15 protein-coding genes are annotated in these 14,640 nt (G+C 57.3%); 6 read left to right on the top strand and 9 right to left on the bottom strand.

Annotated features, from left to right (window positions below; all coding sequences use genetic code 11):
- The 9 genes from A37U_RS46935 to panD form a co-directional block, all read right to left on the bottom strand.
- On the bottom strand, positions 1-527 hold a 527-nt coding region (locus A37U_RS46935), incomplete at its 3' end, for a GAF domain-containing protein (protein WP_020501408.1).
- Positions 524-853: a DUF6292 family protein gene (locus tag A37U_RS52250; RefSeq protein WP_157183234.1), complete on the bottom strand. Its 330-nt coding sequence runs from the start codon at positions 851-853 to the stop codon at positions 524-526. The genes A37U_RS52250 and A37U_RS46935, both read right to left, overlap by 4 nt.
- 567 nt (positions 854-1,420) lie before the next feature.
- Positions 1,421-1,672: a hypothetical protein gene (locus A37U_RS0135430; RefSeq protein WP_020501407.1), complete on the bottom strand. Its 252-nt coding sequence runs from the start codon at positions 1,670-1,672 to the stop codon at positions 1,421-1,423.
- Positions 1,673-2,158: 486 nt separating this feature from the next.
- Positions 2,159-2,782 carry a methyltransferase gene (locus A37U_RS55195; protein ID WP_420806279.1) on the bottom strand — a complete coding sequence of 208 codons (624 nt, stop codon included), beginning with the start codon at positions 2,780-2,782 and terminating at the stop codon, positions 2,159-2,161.
- 84 nt (positions 2,783-2,866) lie between these two features.
- Entirely contained in the window at positions 2,867-3,277 is a 411-nt protein-coding gene (locus A37U_RS55190) for a hypothetical protein (protein WP_420806278.1), read from the bottom strand.
- Positions 3,278-4,047: 770 nt separating this feature from the next.
- A complete protein-coding gene (locus A37U_RS52245) occupies positions 4,048-5,151 on the bottom strand; it encodes a hypothetical protein (RefSeq protein WP_157183232.1) in 1,104 nt (367 codons plus the stop codon).
- A gap of 10 nt (positions 5,152-5,161) precedes the next feature.
- Entirely contained in the window at positions 5,162-5,911 is a 750-nt protein-coding gene (locus A37U_RS0135415; RefSeq protein ID WP_020501404.1) for a TauD/TfdA family dioxygenase, read from the bottom strand.
- Positions 5,912-5,976: 65 nt separating this feature from the next.
- The gene (locus A37U_RS54190) at positions 5,977-7,359 is read right to left on the bottom strand and encodes a DUF6002 family protein (RefSeq protein WP_240437784.1); all 1,383 of its coding nucleotides are present in this window, start codon (positions 7,357-7,359) and stop codon (positions 5,977-5,979) included.
- Positions 7,360-7,361: 2 nt separating this feature from the next.
- Entirely contained in the window at positions 7,362-7,856 is a 495-nt protein-coding gene (gene panD / locus A37U_RS0135410; protein WP_420806277.1) for an aspartate 1-decarboxylase, read from the bottom strand.
- A gap of 1,167 nt (positions 7,857-9,023) precedes the next feature.
- Here panD and A37U_RS52235 point away from each other — a divergent pair.
- The 6 genes from A37U_RS52235 to A37U_RS52220 all read left to right on the top strand — a co-directional run bounded on the left by A37U_RS52235 (position 9,024) and on the right by A37U_RS52220 (position 14,635).
- Positions 9,024-9,758 (top strand): hypothetical protein, encoded by a 735-nt coding sequence (locus A37U_RS52235; protein ID WP_157183230.1) that lies wholly within the window; start codon positions 9,024-9,026, stop codon positions 9,756-9,758.
- 52 nt (positions 9,759-9,810) lie between these two features.
- Complete coding sequence (locus tag A37U_RS52230) at positions 9,811-11,112, top strand: tryptophan 2,3-dioxygenase family protein (RefSeq protein WP_169526990.1); 1,302 nt, start codon at positions 9,811-9,813, stop codon at positions 11,110-11,112.
- A 19-nt stretch (positions 11,113-11,131) separates the two neighbouring features.
- Entirely contained in the window at positions 11,132-11,617 is a 486-nt protein-coding gene (locus A37U_RS0135405) for a DinB family protein (protein ID WP_020501401.1), read from the top strand.
- Positions 11,618-11,649: 32 nt separating this feature from the next.
- Positions 11,650-12,837 carry an MFS transporter gene (locus A37U_RS52225; RefSeq protein ID WP_157183228.1) on the top strand — a complete coding sequence of 396 codons (1,188 nt, stop codon included), beginning with the start codon at positions 11,650-11,652 and terminating at the stop codon, positions 12,835-12,837.
- 31 nt (positions 12,838-12,868) lie between these two features.
- Entirely contained in the window at positions 12,869-14,200 is a 1,332-nt protein-coding gene (locus tag A37U_RS0135400; protein ID WP_083934170.1) for an IS630 family transposase, read from the top strand.
- 291 nt (positions 14,201-14,491) lie between these two features.
- Positions 14,492-14,635: a hypothetical protein gene (locus tag A37U_RS52220; protein WP_020500071.1), complete on the top strand. Its 144-nt coding sequence runs from the start codon at positions 14,492-14,494 to the stop codon at positions 14,633-14,635.
- Positions 14,636-14,640 lie beyond the last annotated feature (5 nt).

Below are 14,640 nucleotides of genomic sequence, written 5' to 3'. Positions count from 1 at the left end.
CCGGCCAGTACCAGCGCGGCCTGCGAGGCGAACAAGCCGCCCAGCATCTGCGAGTCGAGATCGAACCTCTTGCGAACACTGGAGTAAAGGTTCAACGCGCCCAGGGAGTCATCACGAGTGAACAGCTGGAACGACAGCATGCTGAGAATCCCTCGGGCAGCAGCCTCCGGGGCAAACCGCGGCCACCGGTCGGCCTCGGCGACCAGATCGTCGACCACCACCGTGTGCTGGTCCCACAACGCGGTCACACACGGACCTTCCCGGTAGGTGGACTGCAATCGATCCACCTCCGAGACGGTACTGCTCGACGGCGTGTACGAGGTGATCACTCCGTCGCCGCGCAGCAACGACACGCCGGCATGTTCGGCGCCAGGGACTGTGGCCACTGCCGACGACACGATCAGCCGCAGCATCTCTTCCTCAGACCCCGGCTGCGCGGCAAGGTCATGGGCCGCCTGCGTCAACGCCGAAACCAGCTCGCGGCCGGCTTCGGCTGACACCGGCCCATCGGCGGTCGACTCCGTCATTCGCGTTCCGTTCTCCGTGTTGTTGTTGCTTCTGCCGTTCTCGTCGCCTCGTCAGGACAGATGCCTGTGCTCGCATAGTCGGCCAGCCCCTCACACACCAACACCGGCGTCTCCACCTGACCCGCGGAATGGCCAGCCAGTATTGCCTTCACGAACAGCACCACAGTCTCGGGAACAGGCAACACGTCGTCGTCACCGAAGTAGGCGACCACATGCACCTTCGCGCCCCAACCGGATTCCACCCCCAGCGCCCACCCACCTTCGTCGTCCCAGCACCAGGCAATATTGCGATCCGGAGTATTGGGTAGGCGTCCCTGCAACGCCACGTAGACTGCCGAGGCCGCCCCCACTGCGCCCGCTGTTTAACCAGCTCGACCTCCGCGAATGAAACCTCCGGTTCGACCGACCGCACGCGCACCGATGACACGGGCACGGAGTCAGACAGGAGTGGGCTGCCGCGCAGCTGACCACCGAATTGGTGTTGCGTTACGGACAGTCATTGCTCCTGCCTTCCGTTTCGGAGGAGGCAAGGGCAAGATTACCGGCAGGCACGTGGCGTGAACCAGACGGGCATCCGGCGCAAGCGGGTGACATGCTCCAGCTCCAGATTTGAACCGGCCGTCATTGACCATATCCTGCGTACCCGGAAGTGGCCAGAGCCAGGAACTATCCGACACTTACTCACTAAGGACGACAGGTGCTCCGCAGTAGCCCCGCTCGTGGGGAATCCAGCATGTGGTCGCCAGCACGAGCGGTCCTTCCGTACTGTAATCGTTTCTGGATACAGCCGTCGGTGTTCCGACTGACCCCGCTCCGCCCCAGGTGAGGCCCTGGTAAGAAGAACAGTCACACCCGTTCAGGGGTTTACCCTGAGGACGAACGCGGCAGCACGGTCAGTGGCTCTTGGTTGAGACAGCAGCTACGTCGAAGAGCGCGTCCTCCACAGCGAAGAATGAATGTGACTGCCCTTCGAGCGCCTCTGAGCGGCCATTCTCCGCAACGACACGCGATGCGGTCTCGTAGTACGGAGGCACGATGATGATTGCGAAGACGATCCACCCAACACCCTGCCGGTCGTGAGGTTCAGCGGCGAGGTGGAAATGCGCACCGAGCCCGAACTCATCTCGCGAATCGAGATGGGCCAACGGGAAGCCTCCCGCGCGCTCCTGCCTGATCTGTGCGATGTTTAAACACCGACACCCTCATCGCCTACAACATCACCCCGCGCCCGATCACGTTGCCAACAGGGCGGTGACCACCTTGAACAGCCGACGCGGCGACGTCAGCGGACGCCAAGCTGGTAGGTAATCAGGCTGGCGCACCTGCCTTGCGACTGGCATTCAATGGATGGGCGGATCACCTACGCAAGCTATTGGTCGTCCGGCACGTGCCTCATTGCGATGGCCATATGCCGTCCTCAAGCTCGGCCAAGATCGCCTTGATGGGACCGCTCTAACCGTAGTATCTATTATCGGCCAGATCATCGAGCACGAATAATTGTACTGACAGGTGCTTCCCTCACGGAGACGCATCATTTGAAGAATTAACGATCTACTTACACGAAAATCTATCTGTTCGTCAACCGCCCGAAAGATAATTTACTCAAAATCAGGAAGGCGGTTCGACTAATACTATAATGGCAGACGGGTCCACATGAAATAATATTCCTCGTACGGCTCCGAACATTGGACGGCACCTACGACTGCAAGGCCAGCATCTTCTGCCATAGATTGAAATATCATTGGATCTGCAAAACGATACTTTTCCTGAAGGACGACACTACCACCGGGACGGAGGTGACCCTGAACTTGATTATAGAATCTTCGATGTATAGCCCAATCGGTATCCAAGTAGATAACTGGAGGCTTTCTGCGCTGAAAGTCCGTAGAGCCAGGAGTGCGGGTGTTGACATGTGGCGGGTTCCCCACGATTATATCCCAGCGTGCTTCTGCGGGAACATCATCGAAGCAATCGCTCCTGTGTGCGCTCGCCCTGCAGGCCAATCCATTACCCTGAATCGTTTTCGAACAGACATCTACAGCTTCTCGATTAATATCTATTAATGTGAGCGTTTTACACAGTCGGCGACCGAGTAACGAGAAGCCGATAAATCCTGGTCCGCAGCACCATTCCAGGAGAGAGTCAGTTTTGCCGACAAAGTCCTCTTTAAAGAATCGAATGTAAGCTTTACCGAAGTCGCTGCCGCCGCCGTCGAGATGGTCGGCAGTGGTAACGGATACACCGTCGCAGTCCATTTGGAAACGAGGTCGGTAGTGTGTCATCTAGGCCCCCATCGCTGTTTTGCTTCCGCCCGGCTATCACTGGTCGCTAGGTCGCCTTCATTTACCTGCGAAGATCGCATCGAGATCGACAAAACGTTCTGGTTCGAGCAAGCCAGCCTTCGCTGGTATGTCGACGCGCGGCGGGTGTAGATGGTCGTGAAAGTACACCGGGCGCATGGTCTTTGGCGTCGCCATCTCCAGAATAGGGTTTGAAATTAAAAAATGTCTGATCTCTGGTGTGTCGTTACGTATATAGAGGTAGAGGCGCTTGCTGTGAAAGTGATTCGGAGGCAGTTTAACGTTTGGCCCAAGCTTGCGCTTCCATTGGTATATTCCTTTGGCCACGAATGCCTCAGTCCCAAAAAGGTCAACTTGGTCTATACTATTTTGACAAGCCCAGTCGATCAGCAGATGATATACTGCCTTAAATGCGCCTGAGTTATAATGATCTAGGTTACCATCTAGCACCCCCAGTAATCGTGTGGTAAGCGTGTATCCCGTATCGTGACAGAGTACACCAGCTATTGCGGAGCCATTCTGCAAAAGGAGAAATAGCCTTCCGTGTGGCATAATTGCGCGACTCGCGACGTCAAATGATTCTGTTCTGATATTGTCATGATGACGCATGGACATCGTAGGCTGATGCATACGTTCATAGAAGTACCTAAGCGTAGCCTTCGATGTATCTTCGACGAGCGTCCAGTCATGATAGCGTTGATTACGAGAGAAGGCCCATCGTTCCCGCTTAGATATGCGCGATCGAGCGTTCGACAAGCCATCAGAAGTATCTAACACTAAATGTATTCTGAAGGGTGCTATAAACGATCGAATCCGTGGTAGGCTAGCAATTCTATCTCGTTCTCCACCAATGATAACCATATCCGCGTCGGGAAAAAGTCCAGCACGCAGTGAGGACCATGTTGTGCGAACTCGATGCACAAACGATCCGCCCCCTCCCATGGCATCGCGCCGCTGCTCCATTAGCTGCAGGACGTTAAGGTGTCCTACGCGTAAACCAGCGTATGCAAGTTTCGGCCCTTCATGTTTTGGTCGGGATATGATGCAAGGAGCCGCCGGTGTGAGACGGTCTAATTGATGACGCATGGCGCATAGCGTTCGTAATGAGGTGTTGTTCCACGTATAGCGCGCTTGGTCTCGGGTTCTGGCCAGTATTGCATGCGTATTAGGCTCGCTGGTGTCAATGTCGGTATCCATCGCCATCACCTCGTGTTCGGCCATTAGCATTCGTCAGTGGGTTCAGATTCCGTCGTCCGCCCGGACTTCGGGAGAATGCGGTATGTCTCCCTAAGCAGCAGCAGCTGCTGTGCCATCTTTGCCCAGTCGTGGACTGGCACGCGTGCTCGATCGGTGAGCATCCCATGCTGATGCATCTCGCTTAGCGTGTCGCCGTGAAACACGATCTGACGGTCCTTCACTTCTACTCCCTCGCAGCGAGCGTGCTGTCGATGCTGCAGATCAATCGCGCGCAATCCGTGACTCGATGGAACCTCGGGTTGACAGCCGTCCAGATCGATCAGAACGGGGTACCCGCCGTGTAGGCCGAGCGGGCCCGGAAGATTTTCGTGCAGACGTTCACCAGTCAGCAGGCGGGCGATGAATGTGCCGCTTGCGGTGGCACCGAGGCCGTTAAGCCGCGAACGCGGCCACTGTCGAACCTGGTTCAGAGTGGCCGTGATTGATGGCATCAGTCGGTCACCGAGCCAGACGAGCGCGTCAGCGGTTCCGACTGGTGGGTTCTTGAGATGGCGGTGGTGAGCGGCCATGGCGAGCTTGTTGGCGCCTAGCGTAGGGTAGATTCGCGCCAGTGCCGCAGCGAGCGTTCCGACGTTGCCAAGACCGCACGCGATCGGTAGATCCAGGGCACGGAGCAGCGGATTCACGAGGTCTGGGTAGCAAGCGTTCAGATGCATGCATTGTCGGCCAGCAGTGCGTTTTATCGCCTCTGCCGCGCGCACCGCGACAACGGATTGGAGCGGTGCGGTGAACCCAAAACCGGCGGTATGTAGCAGGCTCGTCCAACGGTTCGTCGTATAGTTCACCTCGTAGGGCGAGTGCAGTGATGTGCACGTGACAACCAAACATGGTTGGTGTTTGTTCATGATTGGGCAGAGATCACAGTCGATGCCGAAATCGACGACTGTTCCGTCGATGTGAGCAGGACTGTCGTCGACTGCTGTGGTGATGTTCCGGACCGCGTAGGCGACTCGCGCAGTGGTCCGGCCTACGATCAGGATCTTGGTGGGACGTTCGGCGCACCGATAGAGCGCCTGTCCGAGCGTCGTAGCGAACGCACCCGTTCCCAAGATCACCACCGTGGGCACAAAGTGCATGCTAGCCCTTGTCCGCTGAGATTTGAATTCGCCGGAGATGCCGACTGCGGTCGCGGAAGGCGTTGCGGGCGTGGAGCATACGCCAGTTGTCCCAGACCAGCATGTCGTTTTGTTCGTAGTCCACGGCTACATGCTCGCGTTCGAAGCGTTGGTGCCACCGGCTCTGAAGATCAGTAGCGGGGTCGTTGTCGTCGCGGATGAGGTTGTTGCAAGAGAAGCGGATGATCGTGACGTTGTCATGCGACGCGAGTATGGGATGGCGAGTATGTAGATCTAGACCGAGACGGCGTACTCCGTCAGTCGTTTTCCAGTCGTATTCGGTCTTATCTAGGTGTTCGCGTTGCTCGTCGGACAGGTCGGATACCCAGGGCTGCGTGTCCGCGAGCGTGGTCTCTCCGCCCCCTCCGGTCACGGGAGAAACACACCACAGGGCGATATAGCGCGGCGGCAACATCTTGAAATCGTAGCCTTCCGTGTGCGGTGTCAATGGCTTAGTGTTCCCCGCGTGGTAGACGTCATCCATCCCAGGTTCAGGGCGGACGTCGCCTACGACGGCACCGTTGTAATTCGGAACGAAGTTGCCGATACGGCGGCAGAAGCCGACCTGACCGAAGGTGTCAGGGACGTTCACCATTAGTACGTATCCGTGCTCCTCCATCATCTCCCGGAAGGTCGATTCGAGGCGTTCTTGAGATATCGTTTCACCATTGAAGTCAGTCTGGGAAAGGATGCTAATCGGCGAATGGCTCATAAGGCAGCTCCATCGTGTTGAAGTTTTGGCAGTTTTACATACGGTTATTCCAAGTAATCTCGTGGTTAGCGAGATGAACACGCTGATGCGGTGATCATTTGGTCGATAAGTTGTTCTGGATCTGACACGCTGATCGCGTGTTCACGGGATAGCGCTTTGTACTCATGGACTCCATAAGTTCCGGATGCATGGACGACTACTTCCGTACCCGCCTGTAACAGCTTACGGTCGATTCCATTAAGCACACCGACCATAGCCATTACCAGTGACCATTCCCGTACGTCTCGCGGGTCAGCTGGAATGTCGATGCCTGTCGGGCGAAGAAGTTCTCGAACGGCGCCATACCGTTCGACGCATTCGTGGAGCGACACGACAATCCCGCCACCGCCTTGTGTGCGGATGATCGACTTCATGGCCGCCGCGGTAACCGGGGCGTGAGTGTAGAAAGTCGAATCGAGGTTCTCGTCCACAGCGTGTGTTGTGAATGGGAAGTGGAGGTCTGCACACTGAACGTGTAACCCCGTTGTCGGGTCCGCGGTGTAGGTCGGCAAGCCAGCCCGATCAAAGCTGTCTGTATACAGATCGAGCACCATGTCCGGTGCTGCGAGGTGCTGCACGAGGAAGTACTGTGACCGTGCGATGCCACCTCGCCAGCGTTGGCCGTAATCGTGTCCCAGTAGTCCAAAGGCGCTGGACACGGAATGGGCGTGCACTCGCGCACCCTCGGGGCTTGGCAGCATGTCGCGCTCCATGAACCCCCGTATCGCGTCGGCCACCTTATAGTTGTCCAGCGCGAGCGTGAACCAAACGTTGACGCCACAGCGTGAGGACACCTGTTCGGCCTCGCTAACGGCAACCGCTCGGACTATGTCCTTGACGTTCTGTGCCGAGCCAGCCGGCAATGTCAGCACCGGGTTCGCCCTGCGCAAGCTCGGGTCGTGGTTTAATGGCGAGTCCCATACCTTGTGCACCGATATCTCGGGAACTAAGCAGACGATTTGTATCTCTGAGGGGCTAACCAAACCAAGGTCGACTGCCCGCCATACAGCGTCCCGTAAGGCGGTCGCCTTGTTTGCCGATGACGGGGTCACAATCATGACACGCTCTCGTGTGCGACGAACGAACTCGACTGCGCGAGCGACCATCAGCAAGGACGCAAACGTCTTCGTCGTTCGTGTGGCTGGATTTGAGCGCAGGTCTAACACAGACAGACGGCAATGGTTGTATGTCGCTAGCGGAGACCACGTCAAGGTCGATGGGCGGAAGAACTCCGTGAGTCTTTGATCGAGGGGTGGCAACGACCATCCCGGTGTGAATTCCCCACCACCGTTCTGCGGAGATTGGGAAAGAAGGAGGGCAGTGAGCTCCTCATAGTATTGAGTCAGTGCTTCAGGCAGCTCCACTCGTCCTCCGAGATCAGCTCCTGATCCAGACGCGGTCGTCGGCATACTCATCGTTCACGACCAACAGTCGTCACGTCACCGCGCGCCAGTCCGGAGTGATCTAGCGTTTCCGCTGGATCAGAACCCACCCAGGCCGCGGAATTGTTTGTGTCGACGAAGACGATGCGGGGGCGGTGCGTTTTGGCCGCCTCATGGTCGATAGCGGTGTAAGCGATGATGATGACCAAGTCGCCGGGACTAATGCACCGTGCAGCAGCGCCATTGATGCCAACCACACCAGAACCCCGAACCCCCTCGATGACATACGTCGACAGCCTGCTCCCGTTATTGACGTCGACTACGTCGACCTTCTGGCTGGGGAGTATCTCAGCCGCTTCAATCAAATCAATATCAAGCGTCAACGAGCCCACGTAATGAAGATCCGCTTGCGTCACCCTGGCGCGATGAATTTTGCTTTGCAGCATGTCAATATACACGTGTTCCACTCTCCAAAGATCAATACCAGAAGCAAGCTCAGGCCCAAAAATCCCCAAACCACCCATGGCCCCCACTGCGCTAACCAGCTGCGCTCTTGGCAGTGTAAGCCTCGTCGCATTCCGTCGTCGAGAACCCAATATGGGTAGTTTGAGATCGGGGTTTGCGGGTAGCGCGCGACTCTCGCGGGCTGTACATGGCCGCCATGAGGATCTTGAGGGGCGTGTCGACCCAGGGCTTAAGGGGCTCGACTGTCCTACGGGAAACCCCGCCTCGGTGAACCCGCGCGGTACGCCTGTTCGGGCTGCTGCGCCCGATCCACCGACGACTGCCGCTCCTATTGGGTCCACTTTCTCTACTCCATTCGAGTGTTCACGATTGTGTTGGAGAGGAACGGCGCCTAGTGTGTGGCCATAGTGCGGTTCAAACAGTAGCCGCGACTCCTCCCTTCCCCGGACGCGCTCGGAATATTTCCTCCTGCCTAACCAGCGCTCGCGTTCCTGCCCCGCGTGGTAGGGAAGACCATACGCAAGCCGCGGACTCCATGCGGCGATTCGTCGACACGCGCTTATAGATGCCTGTTGTGCAGGTAGCGCAATGCCACATCGTCTCGTCACGGGGCATCTGCCACAGTGCGGCGCCCGCGGGCTGTAGCCGCAATAGGGAAGACGGCAGGAGGATCCTCGATGAGAACACTGGCAGATAGGTCATACGTAGCGGCGCAACTGCGCGACCAACTACGGGGTTTAGAATTCGACTTCGCGTCATTGCCAGCAGAGCCCTTTTATATCAGCGCGCGTACTGTACAGGCGCTTACTGTCGCCGCCCATCACCTAATACGGCTACTACGTCAGGCGATAGTGATGTGTGGAAGTAGCGCGGAGGACCGATTAAGAGCGCTGAACGCGGTACCGGATGATCATCCGCTGTTCACTGCCGATCCGATCTGGGAAGTCCAGTACTGTGACCCCATGGCAAGGCCCGATATCGTCTTCTCGGCGCAGGAGCCAAAGTTCGTGGAGTTCAACATCAGCGGTGCTGTGGGAGGTGTCCCCCAGACGCAGCAGGTACTGGTTGCCTGGGATCGACTCCTATCTGACGACGCGCGTCGTACGAACCCCAGTAGACCGGCGGATGCCCGAGCACGGTACTTCCGAGACCTACGGACACAGCAGGAAGACGCGCGCCCGGTCCCGATCGTTGCGTCGCGCCATGACCTTGGGTCCGATCGCCCCATGGAAATCGAGGTCGCTGCTCTCAAGCGAGTGGGCCTGACAGGACTAAATTTATGCCCTGAAGACATACCATCAGTGTTGAATGATGAAAATATGTCACGCTGTCTAGGGTCGGGACTGCGATATTTCACGGTACCTGAATGGCGTGAAATTGGGATCGAACTTTGCCCCTTAGTCGAGGCTCTTCGCAGCGGCAGGCTCACATTACTCCCATCGCAAACGTCGTACCTACTCGCCAATAAGCGCGTCATGGCTTGGCTCTCCCGCGGTCTTCCTTGGATGAGTGCTGTCGACCGACAAGTCGTTGACCGATATCTTCCATGGACACGCGAGATCCATCCAGGTCAAGTCGATTTGTATGGTAAAAGTGTTGATTTAGAAAAATTGCTAGCCAGGCATCAAGAGAGGTTCGTAATCAAGAAGAACGTCGGAATGAAAGCCGAACAAGTCGCCATCGGCCACGATGCAACGGCATCGCAATGGCGTCAAGAGCTTAACGATGCCTTCGAGAATGACGACGCTGTAGCGCAGGAGTACCACAGCGTGGACACCTACGAACTTGCGATGTGGCCCGATGGCGCAAGGCGCTGCTCCGTTCCCGTAAGGCCGGTGTGGAACCCATTTTTTTTCGGGCGACACTTTGGCGGATTCGGCGTTCGATACTCACTAACTTCGGGCCACGATCCCATCAGCTCTGGCCACGGTGCTCTCGCCAATGCGGCGCACGAGTACTAATGGTGATCCGTACGCCTATATACATTGCACACCGAGGAGCTTTGTAAAAGTGATGAGAGAAAAGCCATACTACTTGGAACTGCTTCAAGAAGTAGAAGATGTTCACGAGGCCGCACGCGCGTCGCGAGGCCTTCCAGCAATAATAATTGACAGCCTGGCGGTTTGGCAGAATGCTCCGGACGAGTCGACGTTTCCGATCGAAGTTTTGGTCGCGTATTTGTACGATTGTGGAAAACATTTTCTGCCAGCCGCGGTACTTGATGCTCTAGCCGACGCTCGTATCACGCTTGATAAAATATCTCGAAGCGAGAACAACGAGAACCTCCGATATTACCTTTCAATAGTTCTGGACAAATACGATGATCGTTACGATTACAACTCGTATACTGCGAACCAGTGGATTCGCCTAAACGAGCAGGAGAACATGGATTCACTCCTCCAACAACGGGACGCCACCGTGACAGCCTTGCTCGCCGATATAATCAGGTTTGAGCGATCCTCGATACAGTTAGGGGCATGGCAATTACCCTCAGAAGTTCCCGATAAGCAAATTTTGACTAAACGAGAGCATCTTGCGTACCGTGCACTTTCTGGGCCATGCAATCGCTTGATTGGTACAGTCCCGGATATTGAAACTGGTGACAAAGTCCCACAACAGCTCTTTTCTCTGTGCGCCGAGAGTCCTTCTGCGCAGGCACTGCTCTTGACGATCGTTCCGGTGTACATCATACACGACGAATACATGTTCATCAGAATATTACAATGTTTCGAAGTAACATTCCAACTTATGGCAGTATATATTGAGAAAGCCACACAACATGCAGAGGCTGACGAGTTGGAAGAATCATCCTCAGTCATCGAGTGCGCCCATGCCGTACTGGTGGAATCGGCATGCCTGTTCTCACTCTTGGCTACACTGCAGCCGATGTCGTTCGCCACGTTCCGCAGGTTTACCGAGGGGGCCTCAGCGATCCAGTCCGATAACTACAAGCGTTTCGAGGCGGCATGTGGCAAGCCTAGATCCGAGCGATTGAACTCGCCAGCCTTTGAGTCCGTGCCCAACGTACGCGATGATCTTCTCATGTCCCGTACACCATCCCTACAAGACGTCGCTCGACCTGCAACGACAGAACGGCTTATGTCTGACGATAACGCCTCTGTGCACTTGCGCCGTGCCCTGCTGTCTCTGGAGGAGGCGCATCAACGATGGAAGACCACACATCTAACCTTAGCGCGTCGGATGATCGGTGACCAGACCGGGACAGGTTACACCGCAGGAACGCCGTATTTGGCCTCGGTGCTGGAAAACAGACTTTTCTGGCGACTGCATAGACCGCCGGATCGCGGACACTAAACTGTACGACAGGTGTGAGATGATGCAGGATTTGAACCTCGATGTCCGCCTCGCGGACTACGTGAGATCGTTAGACAAAGCACTCAACGGCCTGGTCGACGTTGTGCGTCGACTCGGTCCAGCTGCGCACGAGCGTCCCGACATACCCGGTGCCAACACCGCCGTCGCGGTGCTGTCCCATTGTACCGGCGTGATGCGGTTCTGGGGCGCGAAGGTTGCCGCTGGCGCCGATGTGAGCCGTGATCGCGAAGCAGAGTTCAGGTCCGATCACGATGCTGAGCGAGTGATCGCGGACGCGCGTGCACAGCGGGATAATCTGGTAGCTCTCATCGAGTCCGGATACGCCGATTGCCTAGCACGCCCGGAAGCTGCTGAGGCTATGGGGGCGAGGTTGCACAGCGTGACAATTGGCGGCGTGCTGCTACACATTTTACATGAGGTAGCTCAACACCACGGTCAAATGCAGATCACCCGTGACCTTCTTCTCCGCCGGGAGTGCCGATGACAGTCACCTCACGGTCAATGCGGACCTGACCAATGGACGCAACATACCGTTCGCTTCTGCGGAATCGTGAGTTCAACGCCTTACTCGGTAGTCAGCTCGCAACCGTGGTCAGCCTCTCCGTCTCTGGCCTGGTAATCGGTATAATTGTCAACGATAAAACCGGGTCGCCATTGCTGACTGCATTGAGCATGTTCACGCCTGCGCTGGCGAATATCATCGGAGGTGCCACTCTGATGTCCCTCGCAGATACCGCGTCACCAAGGCCCGCGATGACGGTTCTGCAGATCGTTTCAGCCGCGCTAGTCGGCTTCCAAGCTTTCCCATTGCCGATAGCCGGTAGATTCGCTTTGCTCATAGCAGGAGGCGCTGTGTCTGCGGTGGCCGGTGGTATCAGGTTCGGAATACTGAGCGAGCTCGTCCCGAACGATGCCTACGCTCCAGCGCGGAGCCTCTTAAATATAGTGAATTCGGCTATGCAGATTGTCGGGTTCGCGTTCGGTGCTACTCTGGTTGCTTACGTTGACAATCGAGTAACATTTATTGGCGGTAGCGTTGTGATGCTACTTGGGGCGGCTGCTATACGATTTCGCGTCAGAGACCACAGCGTGCGAATGCCCAGTCCGCCAAGCATCAAGCAGACATGGGCGGTTAACAGATGGCTGGTTCAACAGCCGAACGCTCGCGTGGTCATCTGCCTTCTTTGGGTTCCGAACGGGTTAATTGTCGGATGTGAATCGTTATTCATCCCTTACGCCGGGTCCGGTGGCGGCTACTTGCTCACTGCTGGCGCCATCGGTATGCTGATCAGCGATCTGTTTGTTGCGAGAGCCCTATCCTCTGTGGGGAGGCGGCGCATCAACCTGTTTCAGCGATTTCTACTGGCGGCACCGTACTTAGGGTTTCTATTTGTTCCAAATGTAGTTGCCGCGGCCTTTCTGGTGTTTGTTTCGAGTATCGGTTTTTCGGCTTCGCTGGGACTGCAGGAGACTCTGGTGAGGCTGACTCCCAGCGCGAATCTCGGTCAGGTCCAGGGTGTTGAATCATCTGGACGTATCGCCTGTCAAGGACTTGGCGCTTTTGTTTCGGGTTCATTAGCCGAAGCAATTAGCGTTCCGCTGGTCATGGCAATTATGGCGTGCGTTTCGATAGTAGTGACACTGGCCGCATGGTTGCCGATGCGCCGGGTAGAGAGCGAAGTTCCTCTAGTGTGTCGCGCCTGAAATTCGTGGGTTGGATGCCTATACTATGCGCATGTCTGATGCGGGTCGTTCTGCTGGCGAGTTTGTGTTGAGCGATGGTGAGCGTGACCAGTTGGTTCGATGGTCGCGGGCGACGTCGCGGTTGGCGGTGCGGGCGCGGATTGTGTTGGCGTGTGCTGAATCTGGTGTCGTGTACGAGCAGGTTGCTGCCGATCTGGGTGTGTCCCGGATGACGGTGCTGAAGTGGCGTCAGCGGTTTGCGCAGGCTCGGTTGGACGGGCTGGCGGACGGCCTTCGCCCGGGGCGGGCGAAGGCCGAGTTGGTGTTGACCGAGGAGGAACGCGCGCAGTTGGTGCGGTGGTCGCGGCGGGCGAAGTCGTCGCAGGCTTTGGCGTTGCGGTCGCGGATCGTGTTGGCCTGCGCCGAGCCCGGGGTGGCGAACAAGCAGGTCGCGGCCGGGTTGCGCGTCGCACCGAACACGGTGAACAAATGGCGGCGCCGCTTTGTCGAGAAACGCTTGGAAGGTCTGGTGGACGAGCAGCGGCCAGGGCGTCCGCCGTCGATCTTGCTGGACACGGTCGAGGAGGTGGTCACGGCAACGCTGGAGGAGACGCCGAAGAATGCGACGCACTGGTCGCGGAAGTCGATGGCGGAGAAGTCGGGGCTGTCGAAATCGACGATCGGGCGGATCTGGCGCACGTTTGATCTCAAACCGCATCTGATCGACGGGTTCAAGCTCTCGAGCGATCCGTTGTTCGTCGAGAAAGTCGTCGATGTCGTTGGCCTGTACCACAATCCTCCCGAGCGGGCCATGGTCCTGTGCGTGGACGAAAAGTCCGGCATGCAGGCCCTGGATCGCTCGCAACCGGTGCTGCCGATGATGCCCGGCATGCCCGAGCGGCGCAGTCACGACTACGTCCGGCACGGCGTCACCAGCCTGTCCGCCGCGTTCAACATCGCCGACGGGACCGTGATCTCCGAAATCCACCGCCGGCACCGAGCGGTGGAGTTCAAGAAATTCCTCGTCACCATCGACAAAGCCGTACCCGCCGAACTGGACGTACACCTGGTCTGCGACAACCTCGCCACGCACAAAACGCCACTCGTGAACGACTGGCTGGCCCGACACCCGCGCTTCCACGTGCACTTCACCCCCACCGGATCCAGTTGGATCAACCAGGTCGAGCGTTGGTTCGCCTTCCTCACCCAGCAACTTCTCCGACGCAGCGTGCACAAAAGCGTTGCCGCGCTGGAGAAAGAAGTCCGCACCTGGATCGAGACCTGGAACCAAGAGCCGAAACCCTTCGCCTGGACGAAGACCGCCGAGGAGATCCTTGAGTCCCTACACCAATATATCTCACGGATTTCAGGCGCAGGACACTAGGGTGGCGCGTCTGAGGTTCGTTGACGGGTTGTGTTAGACAGGGTGTCGGTGGTGGGTTTGGTTCAGGTGTGGGGTGGCAGCGGTCGTCCGAGCCGTTGACGATGTCGGCGATTCCGGCGATGAGTTCGGTGACGTTGTGGGAGAATCCGTCGCGGACAGCGTGGCTTGTGATGACGCGAGTGAAGACTTCGACCAGGTGAAGCCACACCCGGAGGTAGGGGTGAGGGGCTGCTGAAGGGATCTGTGACATCTGAGATTGCTTGCTGATGTGCAGGCTGAAAGGATGTTGCTGTGCCCAAGCCCTACCCGCGCGAGTTTCGTGAGGATGTTGTCCGGGTCGCCCGCAACCGCGAGTCGGGCGTGACGATCGAGCAGGTCGCCAGTGACTTTGGGGTCCATCCGATGACGTTGGGAGAAGTGGCTGCGTCAGGCTGACGTCG

Source organism: Sciscionella marina DSM 45152 (assembly GCF_000379465.1).
Classification (GTDB): domain Bacteria; phylum Actinomycetota; class Actinomycetes; order Mycobacteriales; family Pseudonocardiaceae; genus Sciscionella; species Sciscionella marina.
This window is presented reverse-complemented; position numbering and strand designations above follow the sequence as displayed.

Bases quoted from the DNA above. Each gene is read 5' to 3' on its own strand.
- A37U_RS55195 (WP_420806279.1), bottom strand. From the start codon at position 2,782: ATGGACTGCGACGGTGTATCCGTTACCACTGCCGACCATCTCGACGGC.
- A37U_RS0135415 (WP_020501404.1), bottom strand. From the start codon at position 5,911: ATGAGCCATTCGCCGATTAGCATCCTTTCCCAGACTGACTTCAATGGT.
- A37U_RS54190 (WP_240437784.1), bottom strand. From the start codon at position 7,359: ATGCCGACGACCGCGTCTGGATCAGGAGCTGATCTCGGAGGACGAGTG.
- panD (WP_420806277.1), bottom strand. From the start codon at position 7,856: ATGGGTGGTTTGGGGATTTTTGGGCCTGAGCTTGCTTCTGGTATTGAT.
- A37U_RS52235 (WP_157183230.1), top strand. From the start codon at position 9,024: ATGGAAATCGAGGTCGCTGCTCTCAAGCGAGTGGGCCTGACAGGACTA.
- A37U_RS52230 (WP_169526990.1), top strand. From the start codon at position 9,811: ATGAGAGAAAAGCCATACTACTTGGAACTGCTTCAAGAAGTAGAAGAT.
- A37U_RS0135405 (WP_020501401.1), top strand. From the start codon at position 11,132: ATGATGCAGGATTTGAACCTCGATGTCCGCCTCGCGGACTACGTGAGA.
- A37U_RS52225 (WP_157183228.1), top strand. From the start codon at position 11,650: ATGGACGCAACATACCGTTCGCTTCTGCGGAATCGTGAGTTCAACGCC.
- A37U_RS0135400 (WP_083934170.1), top strand. From the start codon at position 12,869: ATGTCTGATGCGGGTCGTTCTGCTGGCGAGTTTGTGTTGAGCGATGGT.